Origin of the sequence: Agromyces sp. Marseille-Q5079, assembly GCF_051016555.1 — a bacterium.
Lineage (GTDB): Bacteria > Actinomycetota > Actinomycetes > Actinomycetales > Microbacteriaceae > Agromyces.
Genome location: NZ_JBPEJF010000002.1, coordinates 694,021 through 717,950 on the forward strand (window position 1 = coordinate 694,021; position 23,930 = coordinate 717,950).

The 23,930-nt window shown below is 69.9% G+C and carries 14 protein-coding genes; 3 read left to right on the plus strand and 11 right to left on the minus strand.

Going from position 1 to position 23,930, the window contains the following annotated elements; translation table 11 throughout:
- Positions 1-32: 32 nt before the first annotated feature.
- The gene (locus tag ACR3IO_RS07025) at positions 33-311 is read left to right on the plus strand and encodes a hypothetical protein (protein ID WP_434070457.1); all 279 of its coding nucleotides are present in this window, start codon (positions 33-35) and stop codon (positions 309-311) included.
- A gap of 59 nt (positions 312-370) precedes the next feature.
- Positions 371-850, plus strand: a complete 480-nt coding sequence (locus ACR3IO_RS07030; RefSeq protein ID WP_434070458.1) for a hypothetical protein — start codon at positions 371-373, stop codon at positions 848-850.
- Between the two features lie 118 nt (positions 851-968).
- Here the strand turns inward: ACR3IO_RS07030 and ACR3IO_RS07035 are convergent, their stop codons facing one another.
- The 11 genes from ACR3IO_RS07035 to ACR3IO_RS07085 all read right to left on the minus strand — a co-directional run bounded on the left by ACR3IO_RS07035 (position 969) and on the right by ACR3IO_RS07085 (position 20,725).
- The gene (locus ACR3IO_RS07035; RefSeq protein ID WP_434070459.1) at positions 969-2,024 is read right to left on the minus strand and encodes an ABC transporter permease; all 1,056 of its coding nucleotides are present in this window, start codon (positions 2,022-2,024) and stop codon (positions 969-971) included.
- Positions 2,021-3,112, minus strand: coding sequence for an ABC transporter permease (locus tag ACR3IO_RS07040; RefSeq protein WP_434070460.1), 1,092 nt, complete (start codon positions 3,110-3,112; stop codon positions 2,021-2,023). Before ACR3IO_RS07040 ends, ACR3IO_RS07035 begins: the two co-directional genes overlap by 4 nt.
- A complete protein-coding gene (locus ACR3IO_RS07045; RefSeq protein WP_434070461.1) occupies positions 3,109-4,740 on the minus strand; it encodes a sugar ABC transporter ATP-binding protein in 1,632 nt (543 codons plus the stop codon). Before ACR3IO_RS07045 ends, ACR3IO_RS07040 begins: the two co-directional genes overlap by 4 nt.
- A 131-nt stretch (positions 4,741-4,871) precedes the next feature.
- Positions 4,872-5,867 (minus strand): ABC transporter substrate-binding protein, encoded by a 996-nt coding sequence (locus ACR3IO_RS07050; protein ID WP_434070462.1) that lies wholly within the window; start codon positions 5,865-5,867, stop codon positions 4,872-4,874.
- Positions 5,868-6,053: 186 nt separating this feature from the next.
- Positions 6,054-7,598: a sugar ABC transporter ATP-binding protein gene (locus tag ACR3IO_RS07055; RefSeq protein WP_434070463.1), complete on the minus strand. Its 1,545-nt coding sequence runs from the start codon at positions 7,596-7,598 to the stop codon at positions 6,054-6,056.
- On the minus strand, positions 7,595-8,623 hold the full coding sequence (locus ACR3IO_RS07060) for a LacI family DNA-binding transcriptional regulator (protein ID WP_434070464.1): 1,029 nt from the start codon (positions 8,621-8,623) through the stop codon (positions 7,595-7,597). The genes ACR3IO_RS07055 and ACR3IO_RS07060 overlap by 4 nt, the downstream gene beginning before the upstream one ends.
- A 170-nt stretch (positions 8,624-8,793) precedes the next feature.
- Positions 8,794-11,424 carry an immunoglobulin-like domain-containing protein gene (locus ACR3IO_RS07065; protein WP_434070465.1) on the minus strand — a complete coding sequence of 877 codons (2,631 nt, stop codon included), beginning with the start codon at positions 11,422-11,424 and terminating at the stop codon, positions 8,794-8,796.
- Positions 11,425-11,557: 133 nt separating this feature from the next.
- Positions 11,558-12,616 (minus strand): WxL protein peptidoglycan domain-containing protein, encoded by a 1,059-nt coding sequence (locus tag ACR3IO_RS07070; RefSeq protein ID WP_434070466.1) that lies wholly within the window; start codon positions 12,614-12,616, stop codon positions 11,558-11,560.
- A 97-nt stretch (positions 12,617-12,713) separates the two neighbouring features.
- Positions 12,714-13,295, minus strand: a complete 582-nt coding sequence (locus tag ACR3IO_RS07075; RefSeq protein ID WP_434070467.1) for a hypothetical protein — start codon at positions 13,293-13,295, stop codon at positions 12,714-12,716.
- 528 nt (positions 13,296-13,823) lie between these two features.
- On the minus strand, positions 13,824-17,975 hold the full coding sequence (locus ACR3IO_RS07080; RefSeq protein WP_434070468.1) for a beta-L-arabinofuranosidase domain-containing protein: 4,152 nt from the start codon (positions 17,973-17,975) through the stop codon (positions 13,824-13,826).
- A gap of 50 nt (positions 17,976-18,025) precedes the next feature.
- The gene (locus tag ACR3IO_RS07085; protein ID WP_434070469.1) at positions 18,026-20,725 is read right to left on the minus strand and encodes a LamG-like jellyroll fold domain-containing protein; all 2,700 of its coding nucleotides are present in this window, start codon (positions 20,723-20,725) and stop codon (positions 18,026-18,028) included.
- 232 nt (positions 20,726-20,957) lie between these two features.
- Here ACR3IO_RS07085 and ACR3IO_RS07090 point away from each other — a divergent pair, with 232 nt between their 5' ends.
- Positions 20,958-23,927 carry an immunoglobulin-like domain-containing protein gene (locus ACR3IO_RS07090; protein ID WP_434070470.1) on the plus strand — a complete coding sequence of 990 codons (2,970 nt, stop codon included), beginning with the start codon at positions 20,958-20,960 and terminating at the stop codon, positions 23,925-23,927.
- Positions 23,928-23,930: the final 3 nt, after the last annotated feature.

Genomic DNA, 23,930 nt, shown 5'->3' on the forward strand with positions numbered 1-23,930 from the left:
GCCGTGCAGCCGTGCAGCCGGATAATGGACGGATGCCACGTCGCCTCCCCACGAAACGCCTGGCCTGGGGCGCCGGCGCACTCGTCGCGGGCGTCGGCGTGCTGTTCTGGCTCGGCGGCCTGTACCTGATGAACCGCGTCGGCTGGGACCTGTCGGCCATGGTCGGCGCGCGCGCGAGGGTCCCGGCCGGCTTCGCGATCGCGATCCTCGGACTACTCGGGGCGGCGGGCATCCTGCTCGGCATCCGCGTCACGTGGACCACCCTCCGCGACCTCCGCGACGCGGAGCGCGACCGGCGAACGAGGGTCTGAGCAGCGGGCTAGGATCGGCGGGTGCGCCGCCCCGCCCCGGCGCGCCACGGGAGGTTCGAGTGGTTCACGGCAAGACGATCGGTGCAGCCGTCGCCGTCGCGGCGGCGACGTTCGCGCTCACCGGATGCGCCGGGCCTTCGGCGTCGCCGCAAGACGTCACGGTCGAGTACGTCGTCGACGGAACCGAGAGCACCGCGACGGTCGAACTCCCTGGCGTGCTCTGCGTCGAGGCAGCCGGAAAGCGCATGTTCAGCACCACCGAACGCGGCTCTGCGGGCCAGAGTCCGTTCACCGCGTCCGTCGACGCCGACGGTTCCGACGGGCACCTCGTCGCGATCCGATTCGGCGACGACCTCTGGTTCCTCTCCAGGGACGCGTTCACCGCCGATGAGCACGGGGTGAACTTCGACGGCCTCGTGGGCACCATCGGCGAGGGCACGCCCGACGAGCTGCCCACCGCGACGTTCGACGATGCCGCCGTGCTGACGGGCGAGCTCCGGTGCACGGACACCTCCGAGCTGCCCACGAGCGACGGCTGAGGGTCTCGGTCGCGGGCAACCCCGTCGAGGAGCGGAGCCCGGCACGAACACACCGGACGACGACGAAGGGCGGATGCCATGCGGCATCCGCCCTTCGATCGTGCATGGTGTGCGGCGGCTAGGTATGCCGCTTCGAGGTGACCGCGCGCTGCAGCAGCACGAAGACCAGCAGGATGCCGCCGGTGATGATCGTCGTCATCTCGGGCGGGATGCCGCCGTCGCGGGTGATCAGGACGTTCATCAGGCCGAGCACCAGCGCGCCGACGACGGATCCGAGCACGTAGCCGTACCCGCCCGTGAGCAGGGTGCCGCCGATGACGGTCGCGGCGATGGCGTCGAGCTCCCAGCCGATGCCGGTGATGTTCTGCGCGATGCCGAGGCGCGACGTGTAGACCACCGCGGCGACGCCCGAGAGCGTTCCGCTGATCACGTACACGAGCACCTTGGTCCGCGGGACCGCGAGGCCCATGAGGGCCGACGAGCTCTCGGAACCGCCGATGGCGTAGACCGTGCGCCCCGTGCGGGTGCGGTGCAGCACGAAGAACGCGATGAGCACGACCAGCAGGGCGATGATCACGCCCGGCGTGACGACGACGTCGTTGACCTTCTCGCCGTCGATCACCTTGAGCTGCTCGCCGAGCCAGAGGATCGGCGATTCGTCGTCGAGGCGCTCGGGCCGGGTGCTCAGCAGCGCGGCGAGGCCGCGACCGAGGAACATCATCGCGAGCGTCGCGATGAACGGCTGCACGTTGAAGTACTGGATCAGGATGCCGCTGGCGAGGCCGGTCGCCGTGCCGATGAGGACCATCAGCACGATCACGAGCCAGGGGTTCCACCCGGCGTTCGAGAGCATCACGCCGGCGACGCTCGAGAGCGCGATGACCGAGCCGACCGACAGGTCGATGCCGCCGGTGAGGATCACGAACGTCATGCCCACCGCGAGGATGATCAGGTGCGCGTTGTTGATCAACAGGTTCGACAGCGTGTTGTACTGCACGATGCGGCCGTAGGCCACCTCGCCGTAGATCACCATGGCGATGAAGATCACGATGGCCGCGGCGGTCGGCAGCACCGACGGGTTCGACGACACGACGCGCTTCACGCGGGCCGTGATCTTCGACAGTGCGGATTCCTCGACGGGTGCGTCGACGCGGGGGGTCTGCACGGTGGTCATGCGGTCACCTCCTGCTTCTGCTGCTTCGAGGCAACGGACGATTCGGGCTTCGACTGCGGAGGCTTGCGCCGTTGGCCGAACCAGCTGCGCACGCGGTCGGACTGCAGCAGGCAGAGCACGACGATCACGATCGCCTTGAAGGCCGGCGTCGCCGACGAGGAGATGCCCAGGAACACGATGGTCTTGTCGAGCGTCGCGATGAGCAGGGCGCCGACCACGGCTCCGCCGATCGAGAACTTGCCGCCGGCGAGCGAGGTGCCGCCGATGACGACGGCGAGGATCGCGTCGAGCTCCATCTGGTAGCCCGTGCGGGAGACGTCGACCGTCATCACGGTGCCGACCGACATGATGCCGGCGACGCCCGCGAGCACGGCGCTCAGGATGTACACCGTGAGCAGCAGGCCGCTCGGCTTGATGCCGGCCATGCGGCTCGCCTTGGGGTTGATGCCGATCGCCTCGATCATGAGGCCGAGCGCGCTGCGGCGCACGACGAGGCCGACGACGATCACGATCGCGATCGCGATGAGGAAGACGACGGGCAGGCCGAGGACGAAGCCGTTGGCGATCCAGCGGAACGGCTCATTCGTCGCCGAGGTGTTCTGCCCCTCGGTGATCACCTTCGCGATGCCGCGGCCCGCGAGCATCATGATGAGCGTGCTGATGAAGGGCTGGAGGCCGACGTAGGCCACCAGCACGCCGTTGATCGTGCCGAGGATCGCGCTCACGAGGAGCGCGAGTCCGATGGCCCCGAGCGCGGTGCCGACGGAGCCCGACTGCGCGGCATCCTTCATGAACACCATCGCGACGGCGCCGGACACCGCCATCACCGAGCCGACCGAGAGGTCGATGCCCCCGGTGGCGATGACGAGCGACAGGCCGACGGCGATCATCAGGATCGGAGCCGAGGCTCGCAGGATGTCGACGACGTTGCCGACGAGGTTGCCGTTGACCGGGTTGACCGACAGCGCGAGGTAGTTCGGGTCCTTGAGTACGTTGAGGGCGAGGAGCGCGAAGATCGCGACCACACCCCAGAAGTACGGCTTGCGGATGAGCTCGCGCAGCCAAATCGATCGAGCAGCGGTGCTCATGATTCCTCCTCCGGCGCAGCGGACGCCTGCGCGCCCGCGTGCGGGGCCTCGGTCGGGTGCGAACCCGCCTCGGCATCGATGATGCCACTCTCCGCCGCCGCCTCGACACCGTGCGCGGCGATGACGTCGACGACGTGCTGAGCGGTGATGGCGGGTCCGTTCACGATCTCGCCGATCTTCTGGTGGTCCTTCAGGACGACGATGCGCTCGCTCAGGCGCACGACCTCCTCGAGCTCTGACGAGATGAAGACGACCGAGACGCCGTCCTCGGCGAGTTCGGCGACGGCCTCCTGGATCTCGGCCTTCGCGCCGACGTCGATGCCGCGCGTCGGCTCGTCGAGGATCAGGAGTTCGGGCTTCGTCGCGAGCCACCGGCCGAGCAGCACCTTCTGCTGGTTGCCGCCGGAGAGGTTCTTGATGAGCCGGTTCGGGTCGGCGGGTCGCACGTTCAGGGCGGCGATGTACTTCTCGACGAGCTCGTCCTGCTCCTTGCGCGGGATGGGCCGGGCCCAGCCGCGCTCGGCCTGCACCGCGAGGATCATGTTCTCGCGCACGGTGAGGTCGCCGATGATGCCCTCGTCGCGGCGGTTCTCGGTCGAGAACGCGATCCGCTTGCCGAGGCCGTCGGCGGGGGTCTTGAGGTCGACGCGCGTGCCGTGCAGCTCGACCTCGCCCTCGTCGGCGCGATCGGCGCCGTAGAGCAGCCGGGCGAGCTCGGTGCGGCCCGACCCGAGGAGGCCCGCGAAGCCGACCACCTCGCCACGGTGGATCTCGAGGTCGGTGGGCTCGATCGAGCCTCGCCGGCCCAGTCCCTTCGCCGCGAGCACGGGCTCCTCGGCGGCGTAGTCGCGCTGCTCCACGCGACGGTTGCCGCCGAGGGAGGAGAGCGTGCCGAGGTCCTTGCCGATCATCTTCGAGATCAGCTCGTGCCGGTCGAGATCGCGGGTGAGGTACTCGCCCTCGTACCGGCCGTTGCGCAGGATCGTCACGCGGTCGCTGATCGCGTAGATCTGGTCGAGGAAGTGCGAGACGAACAGGATGGCGACGCCCTGGTCGCGGAGCGAGCGGATGACGCGGAACAGGCCCTCGACCTCGGCGGCGTCGAGGCTCGACGTGGGCTCGTCGAGGATGAGCACCTTCGCGTTGACCGCCATCGCCCGGCTGATCGCGACGAGCTGCTGCACGGCGATCGACAGCGTCGACAGTGGTTGGTGCGTGTCGAGGTGCTCGAGCCCGAGCCGGGCGAGCGCCTGGGTGGCGGCGGCGTGCGTGGCACGCCAGTTGACGCCGAACGCACCGCGGATCTCGTGGCCGAGCATCACGTTCTCGCCGATCGAGAGGTTCGTGACCAGGTTGACCTCCTGGTACACGGTCGAGACGCCGGCGCCCTGCGCATCGCGGGTCCCGTGGAACTGCCGTTCCTGGCCCGCGACGATGATGGAGCCGCCGTCGATCTTGTAGACCCCGGTGAGGGCCTTGATCAGCGTCGACTTCCCGGCACCGTTCTCGCCCATCAGCGCGTGGACCTCGCCCTGGAAGAGGCGGAAGTCCACGCCGTCCAGCGCCTTGACGCCCGGGAACTCGATGGAGATGTCGCGCATCTCCACGATGGGCAGTGATTCACTCATGGCATTCGCATCCTGTGCTTCGACCGCGCCAGGGCGGTCGGCCTTTCAAATGGAGCGGTGCGGGGTCGCCTGAAGCAGCAGACCCCGCACCGCATGCACGGCACGCCGCGATCAGCGGCGTGGCCGGCCGATCAGTACTTGCGGTCGGCGAGCACGGCCTGCGCGGCCTCGGCGGAGTCGAATGCCTCGCTCGGCACGATGATGTAGGACTCGACCGACTCACCGTCGAGGGTCTTGTTCACGACGTCGAGCGCGGTGTCGCCGAAGAGCGGGTTGTACTCGTGCACGTAGCTGAGCTGACCGTCGGCGAGCGCCTGCATGGCGGCCTTCGTGCCGTCGATCGTCGCGATCTTGACGTCGACGCCGGGCTTGAGACCGGCCTCTTCGACCGCCTGGGCTGCGCCGAGGCCCATCTCGTCGTTCTGCGCGAAGATCAGCTGGATGTCGTTGCCGTTCGCCTTGAGGAGCGTCTCGGTGACGCTCTTGCCCTCTTCAGCCGACCAGTTCGCGGTCTGCGCGGCGACCTGGACGAGGTCCGAGCCGTCGACCGACTCGTTCCAGCCCTCGTTGCGCTCGTTCACCACGCCGACGCCGGCGGGGCCCTCGAGCGTGATGTAGTTGCCGCCGTCGGGGAACTGCTCGACAGCCCACGCGCCGACCTCCTTGGCGACCTCGACGTTGTCGGGGGCGATGCGGGTCACGTAGAGGCTCGTGTCGTCGGGCTCGATGCCGCGGTCGAGCAGGATCACCGGGATCTCGGCCTCCTGGGCGCGAGCGAGCGAGTCCTCCCAGCCGGATGCCTCGGTCGCCGACAGCAGGATGACGTCGACGCCCTCGTCGACGAACGACGTGAACGCGTCGATCTGCGACTTCTGGTCGAGGTTGGTGGCGGGCGCGTACTTGAGGTCGAACCCGGCATCCTTCGTGAAGGTGTCCTGGATGTTCGTCTCGTTGGCCTCGCGCCAGGCGCCCTCGGGGCCGACCGCCACGAAGCCGACCGTGGTGAGCTCGTCGGCGTCTGCGTCCGATCCGCTGTCACCGCCGCTCGAGCACGCGGCGAGGCCGATGCTCAGCGCACCGACGGCCGCCAGGCCGAGGATCTTCGTGAATCGCCTCTGAACTGACATGTGATCTCCTCCTTGAGACCCGGCGCCGATGCGCCGGTGTTTTCCGCTGAGCGGAATCCGTGTGATTGCGGCGACGCTTGGGGCGTCCCACACGGAGATGTTACCGGGAACAAAGTCGGGCGCACAAGCGCATTTGTTCCCGGAAACATAACATTCCGGACACGAGGGCGCGAGCCCCGAATCGGGCTAGGCGTCGTCCTCGTCGTCGGCCGCGATCATCTCGATGATCGTGTCGACGCTGAGCCCCGGGCCGTTGCTCACCTCGCCGATCTTGCGGCGGTCCTTGAAGATGGCGATGCGGTCGCTCAACCGCACGACCTCGTCGAGCTCGGAGGAGATGAACACCACCGCCATGCCGTCACGGGCCATCTCGGCCACGCGTGACTGGATCTCGACCTTCGACGCGATGTCGATGCCCCTGGTGGGCTCGTCGAGGATGAGCACGTGAGGCCGGGTCGCGAGCCATCTCGCGAGCAGCACCTTCTGCTGGTTGCCGCCCGAGAGCTGTCGGGCGGGTGCGTCCAGCCCGGGCGCGACGATCCCGAACGACTCCACGAAGCGTTCGACGAGCGCGTCGCGCTCGGCGTGGGAGATGGGCCTCGCCCACCCGCGGATCGCCTGCAGCGCGAGGATGATGTTCTCCCGCACGCTGAGCTCCTCGATGATGCCGCCGTCACGGCGGTCCTCGCTCGCGAACGCGATGCGGCGTCGCAACGCCGTCGCCGGGTTCGGCAGCCCGACCGGTCGACCGTCGATCAGGAAGGTGCCGGAGTCGCTCCGCACGACGCCCGTGAGCAGCTGGCCGAACTCGGTGCGCCCCGAACCGCGCAGGCCGCCGAGGCCGACCACCTCGCCGCGGTGCAACTCGAAGTCGGTCGGCTCGAAGTCGCCCCGACGCCCGACGCCGACCGCCCGGAAGACCGGCGTGCCCTTCGGCTCCACCCGGTGCGCGCGACGATCCGACCCGATGCGACGCAGTTCGACGAGGTCCTTGCCGATCATCTTCGAGATGAGCACCGCGCGATCGAGCTCCCGGGTCGCGTACTCGCCCTGGCCGTGGCCGTCGCGCAGCACGGTGATGCGGTCGCTGATCGCGTACACCTGCTCGAGGAAGTGCGAGACGAAGAGGATCGCGACGCCGTGCTCGCGCAGCCGCTTGATCGCGCGGAACAGCGTCGCGACCTCGTCGGCGTCGAGGCTCGAGGTCGGCTCGTCGAGCACCAGCACCTTGGGATGGGTCACCATCGCCCGCGCGATCGCGACGAGCTGCTGGATGGCGGGCGGCAGGGTCGACACGGCCTGCCTGGGGTCGAGGTCGCCGAGGCCGAGCTCGTCGAGCACGGCCGTGGCCCGGCGTCGGGTCGCGGCCCACGAGATGCCGTACCAGCGCCGTTCCTCGTGCCCGATCATCACGTTCTCGGCGATCGAGAGGTTGCCGCAGAGGTCGACGTCCTGGAAGGCCGCGGCGACGCCGGCGGCCTCGGCCGCGGCCGGTCCCGAGAGCACGACGGGCTCCCCCGCGATGCGGACCTCGCCCGCGGTGATGCGGTACGCGCCGCTCAACGCCTTGACCAGCGAGGACTTTCCCGCGCCGTTGCCGCCCATGAGCGCGTGCACCTCGCCGGCGAACAGGCGCAGGTCGACCTCGTGCAGCACGGTCGTGCCGTCGATGTCGACGGTGATGCCCGTCATCTCCACCACGGGGGACGTCGAGGGAGTCGGCGCGGTCATGACGCCCTCGGAGGTGCGGTCGAGGCCCGCACGACGAGCTCGCTGGGGATCTTCGAGCGCTGCGGGATCTCGCGCCCCTCGAGCGCCGCCCGCAGGACCTCCATGGCCTTGACCCCGAGCGCGTAGAAGTCCTGCGTGACCGTGGTGAGCGGCGGGATGAAGTGGCGCGAGAGCGGCAGGTCGTCGAATCCGATGATGCTCACGTCTTCGGGCACGCGGATGCCCCGGTCGTGGAACCCGTGCACGACGCCGAACGCCATCTCGTCGTTCGCGATGAACATCGCCGTGTACTCGGGAACGCCGTCGAGCGAGACGGCGTAGTCGTAGCCGAAGTCGGCCGTCCAATCGCCGACCACGATCGGCCGGGCCTTGAGTCCCCACTGCTCGATGCGCGCATGGAACGCCCGCTCGCGGCCGCGGGCGTCGAGCCAGTCGAGCGGCCCGGCGAGGTGGAGGATGTCGCGGTGCCCGAGCGAGACCAGGTGGTCGACGGCGAGCGTGGTGCCGAGCTGCTGGTCGACGCTGACCGTCAGGAAGTTCGGGTCCTTCGCGGCCTTGACCACGAGCACCGGCACGTCGATCGAGATGCGGCGCAGCGCCGACACCGACGAGGAGCGCGGTGCGACGACGCACAGCGCGTCGACGCCCTCGGCGATGAGGTGGCTGACCGCCCCCTCGGGCGTGAGGCTCGCGTCATCCTGCATCGCCACCGACGCGACCGAGTACCCGCCGGCGCGCGCCGCGAACTCGAGTCCGCGCAGCGTGCTCGTCGGCCCGAACTCGACCGAGCTGTCGACGATCACGCCGATGCGCTGGGTGCGCTGGGTCGCGAGCGCCCGCGCGGCGCTGTTGGGCTTGAAGTCGAGCTCGCGGATGACGTCCAGCACCCGCTGGCGCGTCGCCGGGCGGATGTTCGGGTGATCGTTGAGCACCCGCGACACGGTCATGTGGGAGACGCCGGCGAGCGCGGCGACCTCGCGGATGCCGAGTTTCTCGGGGCGATCCCCGCTCTCGACGTCACTCACCACCGGTCTCCTGTCTCGCAGAATCGTCGCCGCTCAGGTACCCCCGATGCCGAGTCGCCGACCTCGACCGCTCGACGACCGGCCGACGGGGACAGCCTATTCGTTCGAGGCCGCCGGGCAGGTGCCGATGCCTGGTCAGCGGCGTCGGGCCGGCCGCCCGCACCGGGCGCTCAACCGCACGACCGCGCCTCGTACGACGCGCCGCCGGCGAAGCTCGCGCCCGTCGCCGTCGCGGTGACCCCGAGGGATCCGGCGGGCATCGATGCGAGCCGGCTCGCGAAGGCCTGGGAGACCGTCTTGCCCGCGGGCACCCCGGTGAAGGTCTTCGTGCCGTACGAGGTCGCGACCGTGACATCCGCCGTCCTGGTGTCGGCGTTCTTCACGGATGCCACCAGGGTCGCCTTGCCCGCGACGCACTTCGAGGCGACCGTGGCCTCGATCGCGAGATCGGGGTCGGTGCCGACGCCGGCGTAGTGGAACATCACGCGCTGGTACTCCTGCGCCGTGATCGGCATGATGCCGCCGTGTCGCTTCTTGAGCGTGCCGAGGTTCACGTTGGTCGCCTTCGACCACGCCGAAACGGACGTCGAGGCGAGGTCGGTCGTGCGGAACGGCAGGTACCCCTTGCCCGCGCCGTACTGGTCGGCGAGCAACCCGTAGAGCTGCTGTGCCGCACCGCGGTCGTCGCCGTTGTAGGCGAAGAACTCCGGACCCTCGAGGCAGGCCCCGGTGTAGTTGTTGCCGCCGGCGCACGTTCCACTGCCGCTCAGGATCGACTGCAGGGTGCCCACGAGCACCCACTCCTGGTCGGTGCCGGTGGTCTTGGCCGTGGCCGAGGTGGTCACCGCGTCGAGCTTCTTCGACCGCTCGATCGTGATCTGGCCGTCGCCGGAGGCCCGGTAGTACCAGTCGCCGACCTTGATCACGGTGGTGTCGATGATCGAGCCCTGGCGGTCGATCCACTTCACGGGCGTCGAGAAGGTGCGGAAGTCGCGCGTCGTCGACAGGTAGACGTCGACGCTGTCGCCGAGCTCGGTGTTGCCGTCGGCGCGCGTCGCCCAGTACACGAAGTACTGCTGCGTCGCGTCGTCCCAGATCGCCTCGGGCGCCCAGGCCATGCCGGCGTTCGGGATGCCGCTCGCGACGTCGGTGAGGCGCGGCTCGGTCCAGTTCACGAGGTCGGTCGACTCCCAGACCACGAGGTTCTTCGAGCCGGTCTCGGTCGCCTGCGACGATCCCCAGCCGCCGCGGTGGTAGATGCTGAGGTCGGTCGCGATCAGGTAGAACCGGTCGCCCTCGGGCGAGCGCACCACGAACGGGTCTCGCACACCGCCGTCGCCCTGGCCCTCGGCGAGCGCGAGCACCGGGTTGCCGTTCGCGCGCGTATCGGTGAACGTGACGGCGTCGCGGCTGGTCGCGAAGTAGATCTGCTCGTCGTTCGCACTGCCCTCGGTGCCGGTGAAGTGCGCGAACAGATAGTCGGTCGTCTCGGGCAGCTCGAACGCCTTGCGCACGGTGAGCGGGATGTCGCGGGTCGCGGTGACCCCGTCCTTCGACGCCGTGACGGTCAGCACGACGCGTGCGTCGCCGCCCGCAGGACGCGTCACGATGCCGGGCGCGACCGTGTCGGTGCCCTCGACGTCGACGATGCCGGGCTCGGACGAGCTCCAGCTCAGCGTCGAGTCGTACCGCGAGCCGATCGTCGGCAGCGTGAGGTCGGAACGCACGTCGTCGGCGTACGGCAGAGCGATCGCGTCGAGATCGCGCTGCGCGGCGTCACCCGGCGCGGGTGCGCGCAGCACGGTCACGGCGAAGGTCTTCGAAGCGGTCTGCCCGCGCACCGTCGCGGTCGCGGTGAGCGTGACCTCCGTGTCGGATGCCGGCTGCACGACCTCGCCGTCGGCGGCCACGATGCCCGCCGGGGCCGACGACCACGTCACGCCTCCTGCGGTCGGCAGCACCAGGTCGGTCTCGACCTCCGCCAGGTCCTGCGTGTTCGCCGCGGCCAGGTCGAGCGAAGCGATGGTCTCGCTCGCGGCAGCGGTGGCATCCGTCGCCGCGATCGCGGCGAGATCCGCGGCGGGCAGGGCCTCGGAGTACACCCGGAACGACGAGACATCCCCCTGATAGAGCGAATCGGCCGCGTACGCGCTCTTGCCGATGAAGTTCATGGTGTGCGTCGCGAGGTCGTTCAGGTTCACGGTCGAGTTCGCCTTCTCGGCGACCTGCACCCCGTCGATGAAGAGTCGCAGCGTCGACGTCGTGCCGTCGGCGTTCTTCGCGATCGTCGCCGCCACCGACTGCCACTTCCCCTCGGCGAGCTTCGTCGCCGAGGTCACCGACTGCTCGCCCGACCAGTTGGTCTTCGAGATCGCCACGCGCGGGGCGATCGGCTGGATGAAGAACTGTCCGGTGGCGCCCTCACCCGAGCCGCCGATGTTCCAGAGGAACTTCGCACCGCTCAGGGCCGTCGGGCTCGTCTCGATCACGATCGTCGCCGCCGACCGGCCCGCCAGCAGGCCGTCGGGCAGCTTCACGTGGTTCGACCCGGTGAACCGCATGAATCCGCCGCGCCAGGCCTCACCGCCCACGACTGCGCCGTCACGACCACTGCCCGAGAGGTCGTGGGCCACCGTGCCCGACGCCTCCGAGAAGTCGTACGACGCCAGCAACGACGCCGGCTCGGCCGCCACCGCGACCGGACCGATCATCGCGAGGCTCCCGGCCGCGAGCAGTGCGCTCGTCGCGCCCGCGACCCATCTCCCTGTGCGCCGCAGGAGCGGCGTTCCCTCTCGAACCATCGATTTCCCCATTCCGGATGGGCACGCGTCAGAGGCGTGCGGAACGAACGCCACGAGGCATCCGCCCCGGGCGCGTTGGTACTGGTCGAACTGCAGGTCATCGGGGCCGCGCCGTGCCGGCGCGCCCCGTGTGTCAGCCCTGGCCGACGCCGGCCATGGATCGACGGCCCTCTTCACGGGCTTCGGTGAGCAGCGCCTCGAGGTTGCGCTTCGAGCGGCCTCGACGCCAGAGCAGGGCGAGGATGATGAGGGCGAGCCCGACCAGCACCAGGAGCTGGGGCCACGGCACGGCCCAGAGGAGCACGTCCGTCGAGGACGACGCGACCTCGACCGCGACCTCGTCGGTCGGCTCTCCGCTCGCACTGATCACGGTCGGTGACAGTGCGACCTCTCCGGGGAAGGCGAACAGCGGCCACACCCGAGAGACGGTGAGCGCGACCGACCGCGACTCCCCGGGCAGGATCTCCTGGGGCGACTCCCCCTCGGCGGGAAAGGCGACGGTGCGGCCCGCGATGGACAGGAGGCCGGCCACCGCAAGCCGTGCGTTGCCCTCGTTGACCACGTCGAAGACGACGTCGATGCTGCCCGGTCGGAGCGGGTTCCACGACGTCCGGTAGTCGGCCTCGAGGTGCTGCACCGAGTAGGCGGGTGCGAGCTCGCCGGCGACGCGGGTCATGACCCGGAAGCCGACCCGGCTCTCGACGCCGACTCCGGTGCCCTCGCCCTCCTTGACGGAGAGAATGGAAGCGGTGATGCCTGCCGCGTGGTCGCCGGGCTGCGCGTCTTCGGGCACCGCGATCGTGAACGGCACGACCGCCGTGCCACCCGGCGCGACGGTCACGCTCTCGGGCAGGGTGATCCACGTGCCGGAGTCGACCGACTCCTGGTCGGAGGGCAGCATGTCGAACCGGCCGTTGTCATTGGTGAAGCCGTCGGCGGCCGCGAGCCGGAACGTGATCTCCTCGCTCCCGAGGTTGCGCACGGCGAAGCGGTCGTCGGCGCTCGCGGCCGGGTCGATCTCGTGCTCGACGGCGACGCGGCCGTCGGGACCCGAGGCGTCGGCCGGCGTGACCGACCACGACACCGGGGCGGCCTCCTCCGCGACCGCAGGTGCGGCGCCGGCCAGGCCCACGGCGAGGCCGGCGACGGTGACGAGCGCAGCGAGTCCAGCGGAGAAACGGAAGCGGGTCATGGCGAGTCCTGGGGTGGAACGGGCCCCGGTCCGGTCGGTTCCGGGGCGAAGGGGTGCGGCCGGGTCGATGGTGTCGCATCGACCCGGCCGCGGTGGATCAGTAGCTGTCCTCGAAGAGCGACAGCGTGAGCAGCGACGAGTAGCTGCCCGGAGCGACGTTCGCCGCGGTCTTCAGCTTGAGGTCCGCGGTCGTCGACCACGAACCCTGCGCGGCCTTCGCATCCGCCGAGTCCAGCGACAGGTAGAGGAAGTCCTCGCCGCTGGCCAGGCCGGTGTTGTTGCCCGGCTGGGTCGGGGTGTCGGAAGCCGGGACGACCTCGCCGCCCGAGGCCACCGCGCCGCTGCCGTCGAGCACGTCGGCCGGGGTCCAGCCGAGTTGGGTCGCCGGGATGTTCGGCTGGCCGGCGGTGCCGACGAAGTCACCGGCCTGGCCGGTCACGTACCAGAAGACGCCCGCGGGGACCTCGTCGCGGGTGTCGGTGACCGTGACCGTCGGAAGCGTGCCGGTGAACTGCCGGTACTCGGCGGTCGAGCCGGTCTCGGTCAGGGTCGTCTCGGTGTTCGCCACCGTGAGGCTCAGTGCGCCGTTCTCGACCGCGGCGATGTCGACCTTCACGTCGATGCCCGAGCTGTCGCCGGGGTCGGCCGCGAATGCGAGGCTCCCGACGCTCGCGAGCATCAGCCCGCCGACGATCCCCGCCGCGCAACGCGCTGCAGCACCTTTGCTGATCATGATTCCTCCAGTTTCTCGGTCGGCGTGCGCCGAGCCGAATCGTCGTGCAGCAAGGGGGCTGGCACGTTCGCATGTGTGGCTCGGGAGGCGACCGAGGTCGGCGTCCTTGCCGGTGGCGGCCCTTCGAGGACCGCGTCTGAACCGGGAATGTTCCCGGGAACATTTACAGGATAGGCATGACGTCGAACGCCGTCAAGGCGGTTCGCAAGCCCCCGTGAGGAGCTCGACTCACCCACGTGCGACGGCCGAGAACGGAGCTCGACCGGGGCGGCCGAGCCCTCCGTCGCGTGCAGGACCGACCCCGCGCCGAACGACTCCTCACGCGTCGCGATGGGACCGTCAGCAGCCTCGACCGACTGGAGCCCTCGCCACGTTCGTCTCATCTCGTTCCGCTCCCCTCGTGTCTCGCGAACCTCGGTTCGCCTGGTGGTGCGGCGACCGCCACCGGGTGAGGGTGGCGGCCGCCGGGTCTGGTCAGCCGCAGCTGAGCGCCGGGTGGGCCGCCGCGACCTCGGTCGAGACCCGGTCGCCGTCGAGCGTTCCCGTCGCGACGACGGTCACGGATCCGGCTGCGACCGAGCCCGCGCGGGTCGAGAAGGTCTTCGAGACCGTCTTGCCCGCGCCGAGCGTGGCGGTGGCCGTGCCGTAGACGGACGTCTCGACGAGCTCCACCGGCACCGCGTCGCCGTTGGTCGTCTTCACGACCAGCACGACCTTGCCGGCGACGCAGCGCACGCTCGCCTCGGCCGTCACGGCCAGTTCGCGCTCGGGAGCGGCGCGCACGAGCCGCAGGGTGTACGTGACGTTCGTCGTGTGGTCCTGCGCGGTCGCCTTCACCGTGACCGTGGTGGGGTCGGTGCCCGCCGCGACGGCGACCGTGCGGGGCTCGGTGTCGTCGATGAGGATCCCGTCGACGTGCACGAGGCCGCTCGGCGTCGCCGGGTCGAAGTCGAGCGCCACGCTCGTCGCGTCGAGCGGCACCGTGACGGTGTACTCGCGCGTCCCGGCCACCAGGTCGGGCGAGAGCGTCCCGCCGTCGACGCCGAGCTTCGAGAGCTCGGCCGCCGTGCCGTAGCTGTTCGACGACGTGGTCGAGAGGCCGAACAGACCACCCACGAAGCTCGTGCCGTTGCCCTGGAAGCGCACGGTCACGACCGGGATCTTCTCGCCGTCCTCGTCGAGCACGACCTGGCCGTTCTGGTCGCGCTTGTAGCTGTCCTTCGCGGCGATGCCGTCGAGCACCGCCTGCGGGATCCGGTCGTACTGGACGTACCAGTTCGTGGCGCCGCCGGCGTTCGTGATCGTCTCGTGCTTCAGCAGCACGTCGTTCAGGTACACGTCGAAGGTGCGGCCGTTGTCGCCGCCGTAGTACCGCGCGCCCAGGTAGTTCCTCGGCAGCGACGGGTCGACGATCATGTCGTACTGGAAGTAGGCCCCGGCGGCCGCGGGTGCGTGCCGGAAGCTCTGGCCGTTGTACGCGCCCACGGTCGAGTTGACGTATTCGACGTTCTTGTCGGCCTCGCTGTTGTTGTCGTCGAACGAGGTGAGCGAGTCGATCGTCGTCTCCGCGACGCGCAGCTGCTGCTTGCCCTTCAGGATCAGCGCCTGCGCCTCGGCCGAGTCGGGCTCCACGAGCGTCATGTAGGTCGCGTAGCGCGCGTCGTACAGGCTGTAGTACGGCTCGAACGTGAGCGCGGCCGACGTCGAGTCGACGCCGTGCAGCTTGAACCGCATCGTGGTCATGCCGTTCGCGTTCTCGCCGTCGGCGATGCGCTCGATGCTCGTCGCCGCGTCGGCCTTCCAGGCCTCCGCGTCGGCCACGATCACGTCGGAGCTCAGCGACGTGTCGGCCACGCCCATCTGCACGAGCACGCCGGCCGTGTAACTGGCGCCGACATTGGTGCGGCTGAGCTCGGTCGCGAGCAGCACCGGCCCGTACTTGAAGGCGACCCAGTTCGGGTTCTCGGTGTCGTCGTCGATGGTCACCATCGCAGCGAGGGTGTAGGCGATCTCGTCGCCGGCGGCGACGGGCAGTGCGATGTAGCCGTCGGTCGTGAGGGCCGCGACATCCTGCGCCTCGCCATTGACGGTCAGCGTGGGGGTCGAGGCCGCCCAGTCGGGCACGCGCACCTTCAGCACGGTGTCCTCGGCGACGGTGCCGCCGTCGAGCGCGCTCACCTCGAACCGCACGTCGGAGCTGGCCGGCACGTCGGCCGTCTGCACGAGCCGCAGGTTCTGCGACTCGCTTCGCAGCTCCGAGCTTCGGAACTGGTTCACGTACACGGATGCCTCGTCGGTGAAGTAGATCGAGTCGCCGAGCTTCGTGAAGCTCTCGATGCCCGTGCCGTGGTCGCACCAGAACTGGTCGAGGCGGGTGCCGAAGACCTTCGCGTACCCGGAGGTCTGCGGCTGGAAGTAGGTGACCATGCCCGTCTCGGGGTTCTGCGAGGCGAGGATCGTGTTGATGAAGGTGCCTTCGTAGTAGTCGGCGTACTTCACGTCCTGCGTCACGGCGAAGAGGGCGTGGCTGAGCTTCAGCATGTTGTACTCGTTGCAGCCCTCGGCGGTGGAGTTCTCGCCGTAGCCCGTGGTGACGCCGTTGGTCGCGAACTGGTAGAGCGTGTCGGCGCCGTGGAAGTGCTCCGACTGGCTGTTGGCCCCGTTCGCGTACGTGTGGTCGTCGATGACGATCTGCCAGAACTTCTCGGCCGCGGTGCGGTACATGGGCAGCGCGTCCTTCTCGGCCTGGGTGAGCGTCGCGTAGAGGTCGGGGTCGTCCATGAAGACCGTGTAGCGCTTGAGGGCGCCGACGAGCTTCGGGATGGTCGTGTTGGCGTGCTTGCCGTTCAGCACGTCCTGCCCGTTCGCGAGGCTCTGGAACAGGGCCACCTCGTCGAAGTACTCGGCCGCGCGCTTGTGCACCGGGTTCTTCGTGATGCTGTACAGCTCGTACAGGGCCTCGTTCATGCCGCCGTACTCGGTGTTCAGGATGACGGCGGGGCTCGGGAGCGACGCCGCGTAGTTCTTCACCCAGGTGCCGAAGGCGGATGCCACGGACAGGGCCTTCGTCGAGACCTCGGCCGGTGCGTACGCGTGGGCGTCGAGGAGGCCGGCGAGCACCTTGTGCAGGTTGTAGAACGGCACGAGCAGGCCGTCGCTGCCGCTGGGCAGCGCGCTCAGGGCGAACGGCGCCACGTACCCGGCGCTCGACGGATTCGCGGCGGCCCAGGCATCCTGGCACCGCTTGACCCCGTCGACCGCGGCGGTGAGCTTGGCGAGCAGCTGCGCCTTGACCGCGGCATCCGTCGTGGTGGCGTAGGCCTGCGAGAGCGCGGAGATGTAGTGGCCGAAGAAGTGGCCCTGGAAGCGGGTGCCGCTCGAGCGCTCCCACCCGCCGTACCCGCTCGCGGTGGTCGGCGTGAGGCCGGCCTGCACGTACCAGGAGTAGAGGAACTTCTCGGGGTCGAGGCTCAGCAGGTAGTCGATCGTCTTCGCGTTGGCGTTCTCGAGGTAGCCGTCGGTGACCGTCACGTTCTCGAGGCCCGCGTCCTCGAGGTACTGCGAGGTGGTCTCCCCCGCCGGCTGCACGACGAGGTCGAATGCGCGTGAGACCGGGTCGCTGCCGCCGTAGCTCGCGGTCGCCGTGAGCTGCACCGCGACCGCGGCATCGGGTCGCGTGAGGCGCGCCATGTCGCCGTCGATCGAGATGACGGCCTCGTCGGACGAGGTCCACTCGATCGCGCTGCCCTTCGCGCCGACGGGCGGCACCGAGAAGTCGACGGTCGCGCTCGCGGGGAGGGAGATCGCGGCGAGGTCGGACTGCGCGACTGCCGCCGGGTCGAACGCGGGATCATTGCGCTGCGTGAGCGTCACGACGTCGGCGACGGTCGCGACGCCGTTGTAGAGCGCGTAGTCGTCGAGACGGCCGTTCAGGTACGAGCCGTTGTAGTTCGGGCCGTTGTACCCGATGGTCTTGGTGCTCGTGCCCTCGGATCCGAGCACGCCCGAGGCGCTCGCGCTCACCGGGGTCTTCACGTTCGCCTGCTGGAGCACGCCGTTGCGGAAGAACGCGACGGCCTTGGTCGTGTGGTCGTAGGTCGCCACGACGTGGGTCCACTGCCCGGCCGGGAAGAAGCTCGCCCGGTCGGCGTCGACGGCCACCTTGTAGGGCTGTCCGGTCGAGGGCCCGATCGACAGTGCGAGCGGGGTCGTGTTGCTCTCGGAGGTGAGGTACCAGCCGTCGGAGTTGTAGACCGTCTTGCTCCAGGCGAACACCTGCTCGGCGCTCATCGCCGCGCTGGGGTTGTACCAGAACGACACGGTGAGGTCCTGCGGCTGCAGGTACGACGCCGTGCCGAGCTTCAGCGCGGTCGAGCCGTTGAACGAGAACGCCTGGCCGTGGATGCCGGTCGCGTACGCGGCGGTGCCGCGCTGCAGGCTCACGGCGGCGGCGTTGGTGCTCGTGTCGGCGAGGTCGCCGTCGAGCTTCAGCTCGAGCACCTTGCTCGACTCGATGCTGAGCTCGTCGGTCGCGGCGAGGGCCGCGGGCGCGGCCGACGCGGTCACGAGTCCGCCGAGGAGCGCACCGACTGCGGCGAACGCGACGGTGCGTGCCAGTTTCACCATGGGAGGTGTCCTTCCGGGGAGGTCTGGTGGAGCCGGTGGTATGGAGCGGGTCAGTTGCAGCTGCGAGCTGCGAAGGCGGCCGTCTTCGAACCCGAGGCGGATGTCGCGACGACGTCGCCGCCCGGGATGGAGGCGAGCCTCGTGCTGAACGTCTGGCTCGCGGTCTTGCCCGCGGCGACCTGCACGGTCTTCGAGCCGTACGGGGTGGCCACCGCGATCTCGGCCGACGCGTCGCCGGTGTTCGCGACCTGGGTCACGAGCACGGCCTTGCCCGCAACGCAGCGGGTGTCGGCCTGCACGGCGAACGAGGGCCCGGCCGGGGCGGCGGTCACCACGACGGTGGCCTCCACGGTGACGGCACGGCTGCTCGAGAGCACCCGGTCGGGCGCGTTCCACGCGGTCGATCCGCCGGCACCCGCCCACGTGTCGAGGTTGGCGCTGAACGTGCTCACGGTCCCGGTGACCGAGTACGTGCCCGGGGCCTCGAGGTCGACGGATGCCGCATCCCACGTGATCGGTCGCGTCGCGGTGCCGCGGTCGTAGGCCAGGCGCACCTCGGCGCTCTCGGGCAGCGCGTCCGCGAGGGCGCTCTCGTCGGCGCCTTCGCCGACCTCGAACGACCCGAGGTCGGTCGTGACGGCGGTCGAGGCATCCGCTGCCCTGACCGTGTCGTACTGCGCCTTGGTGAGCGAGATCACGCCGCCGTGCTTGGTGCTGGGAGCCATGGAGAACGACGGGTCGTTCAGCTGGGTCCACCCGGCGTCGAGGTCGGTGGTGGTCATCGGCCGGTAGCCGGTCGAGGGGATCACGTCGACGTAGAGGTACCAGCGGTCCTCGCTGTGGCTCTTGAAGACCGCGGGGCCCTCGACGCCGCCGGCGTTGCCGCCGGCCCAGGCCGCGCCGATCTTCGCCTGGAGCTGCGTCCACGTGGTGCCGGACTCCCACCAGCGCGTGGCGGTGGTCGACTCCATGTAGATGCCCTTGCCGAGGCCGTTGTCCTTGGTGATGCGGTACGTGGTGCCGTCGTCCTGGATCATCGTCGTGTCGATCGCGTTCGCGCCTGGGTCGACGAACAGCCCGCCGTAGGCGTAGGTGTCCTGCGTGAAGTCGGTCGTGGCGCCCCACAGCACGCGGTTGTAGCTCGTGCCGGTGTGCTCGGAGTTCTGGTAGACGTTCGACGCCCAGTACATGACGAACGCGCCGCGGCCGTCGGGGTAGTAGTCGTCGACCCAGGTCGCCTCGGGGGCCCATGCCATGCCGAGCTCGGCGACCTCGGTGCCGCTCGCGTCGAGCGAGACGTCGATGCTGCGGGGCGCACCCCAGCTCACGAGGTCGGTCGACTCCCAGACGAGCAGCTTCGTGCTGGCGCTCTTGGTCCAGTAGCACCAGCTCGTGCACGAGCCCGAGCCTCCGTCTCCGCCGAACACGCGCAGGTCGGTCGCGATGATGTAATAGGTCTGCGTCTCGGGGTTGAAGGTCAGGTAGGGGTCGCGGATGCCGGTGGTGCCGAGCTGCGAGGCGAGGATCGGCTTGCCGTCGTTGAGCGGGTCCCACTGCTCGGGGTCGTCGCCGCGCGAGACGTCGAGGTAGATCTTCTCGGCGTAGCCGGCGGAGTCCTCGATGAAGTGCACCATCAGGTAGCCGTAGTCGTCGGTCGCCTCGGCCACGGGGGCGACGCTCACCGGGATCTGCTTCGAGGCGCTCACGCCGCGCACGGTCGCCGTCGCGGTGACGGTGCCGCTCGCCGACTCGGAGCCCGGCGCCGGCTGCACGGCCTGCAGGGTGGTGCCGCTCGCGCCGAGCGCGAGGCCGGCCGAGGGTGCCGACCAGCTGAGCCCGGCCGCGGAGGAGGTCGGCAGCGTGATCGACGAGTCGCTCATCGCGATCGGCTGGATCGCGTCGAGCGCCGCCTGGGCGTTCGACGCGAAGGTCGAGGCGTGCAGGCCGGCGTCGGCATCCGACACCGCGGCGACCTCGGCGTCGGACAGCGCCCGGTCGTAGGCGCGGAACGTCGAGACCTCGCCCTTGTAGAAGGGGTCGGGCCACGGCGAGCGGCCGATGGCGTTGACCGTCTGCGCCGCGATCGACGACGGTTCGAGGGTCGTCGTGGTCTGGCCGACCTTGACGCCGTCGACGTAGAACGCCAGCGTGTCGGCCGCGCCGTCGAGCACCGTCGTGACGCTGTACCAGCGGTCGGCGGCGAGCGAGGCGGTCGCCCTGGCGTTCGCCTCGCCGCCGGCGCTCGCGGTGGTGATCGCGGCGCGCGCCTTGTCGCGCATCGACGCGAAGAAGTACGAGGTGGTGCTGTCGCTGCCGATGTTCCAGAGGAAGTTGAAGGTCGTGAGCATCGAGGCGTCGAACTTCGTCTCGACGGTGATCGTCGCCGACTGCTTGCCCGTGAGCAGGCCGTCGGGCAGCCGCACCCAGTCGGCGGTGCTCGTCTTCGCGCCGCCGGTGAACTTCAACGACGACCCGGTCCAGAGCGCGTCGGTTCCGTTGACGACGGATGCCGCGCCGACCGGCGACCCTCCCCCGGCCGAGTTGGGCACGCTGCTGCCCGTCGCCTGCGTGAAGAGGTACTCGGCCAGCAGCCCGTCGCGAGGGGCTGCGGCCGTCGCGGCGGTGGTCGCGGCATCCGCCGGCGCCGGTGCGGCGAGCGGTGCGGCGACGAGCGCGGTCGCGGCTATGGCCGCCCCGAGGGTGAGTCCGCAGGCCCTGAGGGCGCGGGTGATGACGGTGTGCTTCGACATTGAGAGCTCCTGTGGCCTACGGCGTCGTCGGCGGGCTGGATCCGGTCATGGGAACCGATTGTTACCGGTAACGGCAGAACGTAGCACACCCTCGAGACGGCTCGCCAGAGGCTCGAGCAACCCATTTCGAAGCGCGTCGAAACCCTTGGCATCTCGAAATGTGTCCGGTAACATTCAGGCGTTCCGGCGCTCTTCCCCGGAATCCTCGTCAACGGCGACTGCAAGGAGAACCATGCGCCCGTCCGCCCTCCTCCCACCCTTCCGGTCGCGGCGATTGCTCGCCGCGACCCTCAGCGGGGCCATGGTCACCGGGCTCTGCCTGGCCGTGCCGCTCTCGGCGTCGGCCGCCGAGCTGCCGGCCGTCACCGCGCATTACGACATGACGCACGCCGGCAACCAGCTGCTCGACATCTCGGGCAACGGCCGCAACGCCGCGCTCACGGGCTTCACCGATGCCTCCTTCGCGGATGCCGGCGGCGACGCCGTGCTGCGGTTCAAGAAGGACGGCTACGCCGCCCTCCCGAAGGGGCTCGTGACCGGCACCGACAACGCCTTCACGGTCGAGTACACGGTCGCGACCCAGACGGCCACCAACCAGTTCGGCTGGGTCATCGGCGACGGCGTCGGCGCGTGGAACACCACCGCGCTCGGCAACCACGTGTTCGTCAACCCGCGCTCGGGCGAGTCCGCCTACAGCAACGCCGTGCTCTCGGGCATCCGCGTGAAGTCGGGCACCGCCAACGGCGAGGTGCGCCTGCCGAACGGCGGCGGCCTGAACCCCGGCTTCTCGACGCTGACCCTCGTCGGCAACGGCAACGCCCTCACGCTGTACCGCGACGGCGTGCAGATCTCCACCGTCACGCACACCTCCGCGATGAGCTCGATCATCCCGTCGGGCACGACCCTCGGCTACCTCGGCCGCTCGCTCTACACGGGCGACGCGCTGGTGCAGGCCGACGTCACCGACGTGAAGTTCTGGGATGTCGCGCTGACCCAACCGCAGGTCGCCGAGAGCATGCCGACCGCCGCCGCGAAGGCGGCCGCGAACGAGGCGCTGCTCCGCGCCGACCTGCTGCCGACCGTGCTCGGAGCCAACCCCTCCGCCTCGCAGGTCACGCGCAACCTGACCTTCCCCGCGTCCTCGAACGGCGTCGCCCTGACGTGGGCTTCGCAGAACACCGCGGTGATCTCGAACACGGGCGTGGTCTCGCGCACCGTCACCGCCGACACCCCGGTGACGGTCACCGCGACCACCCCGACGGGCACGGTGATCTCCTTCGACTTCACGGTGCTCGCCGCCTCGCCCTCGGCCGACCTCGACGCGATCTCGCTCGCGTCGCGCACGACCGAGAACCTGCCCCTCGTCACGAAGGGCTCGGTCAACGGCGCCACCATCACCTGGACCTCGTCCGACCCCGCCCTGGTCACCCCGACCGACGCCGGCTACACGGCGCCCGCCGTGGGTTCCGCCGACCCGTTCGCGGGCGGCGGCCTCGTCGCCAGGCCCGCCTACGGCGACGGCGACCGCACGGTCACCCTCACGGCCCAGGCCGTGCTCGGGGAGACCACGGTCGAGAAGTCGTTCACGGTGACGGTCGGCGAGCACGCGCGTTCGGCGCCCGACGCCGGCTACGCCGCCGCGTACTTCAAGTCCGACGGCGACGAGAAGATCTACCAGGCCGCGACCTCGGGCAACGACTTCTTCACGTTCTCGCCCGTCAACGGCGGCGCCGCGGTGATCACCTCCACGGCCGACACGAAGGGCCTCCGCGACCCGTACATCCTGCGCTCGCACGACGGCGACAAGTACTACATGGTCGCCACCGACCTCTGCATCAGCTGCGGCACCGGATGGGGCCCCGCCCAGTCGGAGGGAAGCCTCAAGATCGAGGTCTGGGAGTCGGTCGACCTCGTGCACTGGACCCGCACGAACGGCCAGAACACGGGCATCACCATCAACCAGCCCGCCGCCGGCATGACCTGGGCGCCCGAGGCGTACTGGGACGACGAGCTGCAGTCCTACGTCGTGTTCTTCGCCTCGCGCCTCTACTCCGACGCCTCGCATACGAACAGCGACAAGCTGTACGCGCGCATGTTCTCGGTGCTGACCCGCGACTTCAAGACCTTCACGTCGCCGCCCGCGAGCTGGCAGGACACCGGATACGCCCGCATCGACTCGACCGTCACCAAGATCGACGACTACTACTACCGGTTCACGAAGAACGAGGAGAGCGGCGCCGCCGGAACGCTCGAATCCGGCAAGGACATCTTCCTCGAGCGTTCGAAGGTGCTCACCGCGCCGACGACCGCGTCGAGCTGGACGGCCGACCCGAACCAGACCTGGCAGCTCACCGACACCCGCATGACGAGCCTCGAGACCGGCCAGTCGGGTGAAGGCCCCGAGATCGTGAAGCTCAACGAGGGCGACCCGAACAACGCGAGCGGCGACGGGTACGTCTTCCTCGTCGACAACTACGGCGCGGGCGGCTACCGGGCCTTCGCGACGACGGGCGCCGAGATCGCGTCGAGCTCGCAGTCCGACCGGCTCTCGCAGCGCTCGAGCTGGAACGTCCGCCCCGTCGGCGGCCTGCCTGCGAGCCCGCGCCACGGCGCCTTCGTCAGCGTGCCGCAGACGGTGCTCACCGCTATGCACGACTGGACCGGCATCACGGCCGTCGACTCGACCACCGAGCTGACGGCCGACGGCCGCGACGTCGAGGCCGAGGTCACGGCGGCCGACGGCGGCGACGTCGTCGGCTCGGTCACCTTCTCGGGCGGCGACTGGAGCGAGACCGTCGACCTGCAGGACGGCGCGGCGACCGTCGCCGTGCCCGCCGGCATCGCCTCGGTCACCGCGGAGTACGACGGCTACGCCGACGGCCTCGTCGCCACCTCGACCTCGGCCGCCGTCGAGCTGCAGGGCGGCCTCGAGCTCGCGGCGACCGCCGCGACCAGATGCGTCGCCGGCAAGGTGCAGCTCGTCGTCACGACGCGCAACGCCGACGACCAGCGCGCCGACACCGTGCTGCAGACGCCGTACGGGAGCAAGAACCTCACGCTCGCCGCGGGCGCCTCCGCCTCGACGTCCTTCTCGACGCGCGCCGCCTCGATCCCCGCCGGCACACTCACCCTCACGGGCAGCGCCGCCGACGGGTCCACCTTCGAGGGAACCTTCCCCACCCCGGCCGCGAACTGCGGCTGAGCG